The 4,219-nt window shown below is 69.9% G+C and carries 4 protein-coding genes; 1 reads left to right on the forward strand and 3 read right to left on the reverse strand.

Going from position 1 to position 4,219, the window contains the following annotated elements:
• Nucleotides 1-550: DUF533 domain-containing protein (locus tag IT40_RS25825; RefSeq protein WP_157034114.1), on the forward strand; the 550-nt coding region annotated here is incomplete at its 5' end.
• Here the strand turns inward: IT40_RS25825 and dinB are convergent.
• Genes dinB through IT40_RS25840 form a run of 3 tightly spaced genes read right to left on the reverse strand, consistent with a single transcriptional unit; the run spans nucleotide 541 to nucleotide 4,084 of the window.
• Complete coding sequence (gene dinB / locus IT40_RS25830; protein WP_036761287.1) at nucleotides 541-1,632, reverse strand: DNA polymerase IV; 1,092 nt, start codon at nucleotides 1,630-1,632, stop codon at nucleotides 541-543. The two genes, IT40_RS25825 and dinB, sit on opposite strands and share 10 nt — an antisense overlap.
• Complete coding sequence (gene ygfZ / locus IT40_RS25835; RefSeq protein WP_036761289.1) at nucleotides 1,629-2,345, reverse strand: CAF17-like 4Fe-4S cluster assembly/insertion protein YgfZ; 717 nt, start codon at nucleotides 2,343-2,345, stop codon at nucleotides 1,629-1,631. The genes dinB and ygfZ overlap by 4 nt, the downstream gene beginning before the upstream one ends.
• On the reverse strand, nucleotides 2,345-4,084 hold the full coding sequence (locus IT40_RS25840) for an ABC transporter ATP-binding protein (protein WP_036761291.1): 1,740 nt from the start codon (nucleotides 4,082-4,084) through the stop codon (nucleotides 2,345-2,347). The genes ygfZ and IT40_RS25840 overlap by 1 nt, the downstream gene beginning before the upstream one ends.
• Nucleotides 4,085-4,219 lie beyond the last annotated feature (135 nt).

Raw genomic sequence — 4,219 nt, forward strand, 5'->3', positions numbered from 1 at the left:
GGGCGGGATGCTGGGCGACCTGCTGGGCGGTCGCGGCGCGCAGCCGCAGGGCCAGCAGCCGCAGGGGCAGGCCCCGCAAGGCGGGGGCGGCTTGGCGCAAAAGGACGCGCAGCCGCAGAACGACGCCAGTTTCGGCGAACTCTTCAACGAGGCGCTGGCCAGCGGCGACGAGCCCTCGACCGCGCCCACGCCGGAACAGAACGCGCTGGCCGGGCTGATGCTGAAGGCGATGATCCAGGCCGCGAAATCCGACGGCGAGATCGACGAGGCGGAAAAGGCCAAGCTGATGGCCGAGTTCGGCGAGCTGGACGACGAGGAACGCGCCTTCATCCGCGAACAGATGGCCGCCCCGGTCGATGCCGCAGCCCTGGCGCGCGAGGTGCCGCAGGGCTTCGGCCCGCAGGTCTACCTGATGTCGCTGATGGCGATCGAGTTCGACAACCGCAAGGAGGCCGAATACCTGCACACTCTGGCGCAGGGCCTCGGCCTCGACAAGGAAACCGTGAACGGCATCCACCAGAAGGTCGGGGTGATCAACCTTTACGCCTGATCGAACAGGCCCAGCTGGCGCGGCGGCTCGTCCTGCCGCGCCTCTTCCAGCCCCGACAGCGTGATGCCCAAGAGCCGCACCCCATGCGGATCGGCAAAGACCGGGGCCAGCAATTCGCAGGCCATCTCCAGCATCTCGTCGCGGCTTTCGACCGGGCGCGGCAGCGAGCGCGCGCGGGTGATCTGGCGGAAATCGCCGTATTTCACCTTCAACGTCACCGTGCGGCCCCGGCGCGCGGCCGATGCGGCATGGCGCCAGACCTTGTCGGCCAGCACCGCCAGCGCCTCATGCGCCGCCGCGATCTGGCGCAGATCCTCGAAATAGGTGTTCTCGGCGCCGATGCTCTTGCGGATGCGGTCGGGCTTGACCTCGCGCGTGTCGATGCCGCGGGCGATGTTCCAGTAATAGCTGCCCGACTTGCCGAAGCGCGCGGTCAGGAACTCCAGGCTCTGCCGGGCCAGGTCGGCGCCGGTCAGGATGCCATGCGCCTCCATCCGCGCCGCCGTGGCCGGGCCGATGCCGTGGAAGCGGCCGATGGGCAGGCCCTGCACGAATTGCGCCCCGGCCTCGGGCGGGATCACGAAAAGCCCGTCGGGCTTGCGCTGGTCCGAGGCCAGCTTGGCCAGGAACTTGTTGTAGCTGACCCCGGCCGAGGCTGTCAGCCCCGTCGCCGCGCGGATGCGCGCCCGGATTTCCTGCGCGATGCGGGTGGCGGTGCGGCCGTCCAGGTGATCGGTCAGGTCCAGATAGGCCTCGTCCAGCGACAGCGGCTCGACCAGCGGGGTGTATTCGGCAAAGATCGCGCGGACCTGCTGGCTGACGGCGCGATAGACGTCGAAGCGCGGCTTCACGAAGACCAGGTCGGGGCACAGCCGCATCGCCCGCATCGAGGGCATGGCCGAGCGCACGCCATAGCGCCGCGCCTCATAGCTGGCCGCGGCGACCACGCCGCGCTGGATGCCGCCCACGGCGACCGGCCTGCCGCGCAGCGCCGGGTCGTCGCGCTGCTCGACCGAGGCATAGAAGGCATCCATGTCCACATGCACGATGCGGCGGACGCGTTCCTCGGCCGGGCCGGTCACGGGATGATGCGGGCATCCCCCGCCGTCAATCCCTCGCCCATGCGGTCGAAGCGCATATGGGCGATGGCGCGGCCGCCGGACTGGGTGAAAAGCGTGCCGGCCTCGCGCCCGTCCGCCATCAGGATCGGCGTGCCGGCGGGGGCCGCGCCCTCGATCCCGACCGTCACCAGCCCCTTGCGCAATTCGGTCTTGTGCTTCATCCGCGCCGTGACCTCTTGCCCGACATAGCAGCCCTTGCGGAAATCGACGCCATGCAGGCGCTCGAACCCGGCTTCCAGGATGAAGGTCTCGTTCGGGATCAGCTCGACCAGGGTTTCGGGAATGCAATGCGCGACCCGGATGGCGTCCCAGTCGGTGCCGTCGTCCCCCTCGGCGCCGTAAAGCCGCCAGCCGAGCGCCGGGTGCCGCGGGTCGGCGATCGCCCCCGCCGGCGCCGGCCCGGTGCCGCGGGCGACGGCCAGATCCATCGGCTCTATCGCGACCTTCGAGCGCAGCCGATACATCGACAGCCGCCGCGCCAGGTCGTCCGCCAGCCGCGCGTCCACGTCGATCAGCAGCCGCTCGCCCTCGGGCACGACCAGGAAATCGGCCAGATACTTGCCCTGCGGCGTCAGCAACGCCGCCCAGCACGGCGCCGGGCCGACCTTGTTCGTCACCAGTCCTTGCAGGAACTCGACCCGGTCCTCGCCCGAAACCGCCAGAATGCGCCGCATCAATCCTCTCCGAATTGCAACCGGACCAGCGCGGCATAGGCGCCGCCCTGGGCCATAAGCTGGTCGTGATTGCCTTCTTCGACAACCCTGCCGGCCTCGACCACCACGATCTTGTCGGCTTGCCGCACGGTCGAAAGCCGGTGCGCGATGACCAGCGTGGTGCGCCCGGCCGAAAGCTCGTCCAGCGCCTGCTGCACCACCCGCTCGCTTTGCGCGTCCAGCGCAGAGGTCGCCTCGTCCAGCAGCAGGATCGGCGCATTGCGCAGCACGGCGCGGGCGATGGCCACGCGCTGGCGCTGCCCGCCCGACAGGGCCGAGCCGCGCGGGCCCGCAGGCGTGTCCAGCCCCATCGGCAGGGCGTCGGTGAAATCGGCGACATGGGCGGCGACGACGGCGCGGCGCAGCGCCTCGTCGTCCTGGTCGTGGCCCAGCAGGATGTTCTCGCGCAGCGTCTCGTCGAACAGCGCCGCATCCTGGCTGACGGTCGAGAACTGGTCGCGCAGCACGCCCAGCTCATAGTCGCGCAAGGCCACGCCACCCAGGGTGATCTGCCCCGATTCCGGGTCGACCAGCCGGGTCAGCAGGTTGAAGACCGTGGATTTCCCCGCCCCCGAAGGCCCGACCAGCGCGGTGGTCCGGCCCGCCTCGGCGGTAAAGCTCAGCCCGTTCAGCACCGGGTGGTTGGCATAGGCCAGCCGCACGTCCTGAAAGCGGATCGTGGTGTCGGGCGGCGGCTCGCGCCGCGGGCCCGAGGTGATGGTCGGCCGCAGGTCCAGCACGGCATAGATGCGCTCCAGGCTCGCGGCGGCGACCTGCCAGGTGCCGGTCAGCGCCCCCAGCCGGCGCAGCGGCTGGAAGGCCAGCGCCATGGCGGTAAAGAAGGACATGAAATCGCCCACCGTGCGCTCGCCCCGCGTCACCTCGGCACCGCCAAGCGCCAGCACGCCGATAAAGCCCAGGCCGGTGACGACATCGACCAGCGCCGGCACGGTGGCGCCGATGCCGGACATCTTGACCTCGGCCTGGCGGATGCGGGTGACGATCTGGGCAAAGCGGCCGGCCTGGTAATCCTCCATCCGGTTCAGCTTGACGGCGTTGATGCCGTGCAGCACCTCGTCCAGCCGGGTGGCGCGCTGGCTGGCGTTGACGCGGTTCTGCCGCATCTTGCGCCGGATATAGCGCTGCACCACCAGCGTCGGCAGGATCAGAAGCGGCGCCCCCACCAGCGCCGCCATGGTCCACCAGGGATCGACGGCCAGCGCCACCCCGAACAGCGACACCAGCGAGACCATGTCCCGCCCCGCGCCCGAGATGAAGGTGGTCCAGACCCCCTGCACCGCCATGGTGTCGCCCTGCACCCGCTCGATCAGCGCGCCGGGGGGGTTCTGCTGGAAGAAGCCGCCGTCCAAGGTCATGATATGGCGCAAAAGGTCGGTCTGCATCGAGGTCGAGACCGCCAGCGAGACCGAGGTCATCAGGCTGCGGTTGACGACGAAGGTGGTGGCGCGGATCAGGAACAGGCCAAAGATCGCGCCGCCGACCCACCAGATCGCATCGGTGTCGCCGCCGACGAAGACCCGGTCGAACAGCGGCTTCAGCATCCAGCTGAGCATGCCCAGGGTCGAGCCCTCGATGACCAGGAACAGCAGCGCCAGCAGGATGCGGCCCCAGTAGGGCCGCAGATAGTCGCGCCACATGCGGGCGAACAGATTGGCCGTCCTGTGAAGTCTGTCCGCCATCGCATCCCCGATCCTCGGTCAGGGCAAGGGATAAGGCGCAAGCCGCGCGGGGGCAAGCCGCCCGCGGCGCAGTGCCCCGGCGGGCCCTGCCGAAGGCCCCGCCCGGCCCTTTCCGTTTCCCAAATGCCCATATCC

It is taken from the genome of Paracoccus versutus (assembly GCF_000763885.1).
In the GTDB taxonomy this organism is placed as follows: Bacteria; Pseudomonadota; Alphaproteobacteria; order Rhodobacterales; family Rhodobacteraceae; genus Paracoccus; species Paracoccus versutus.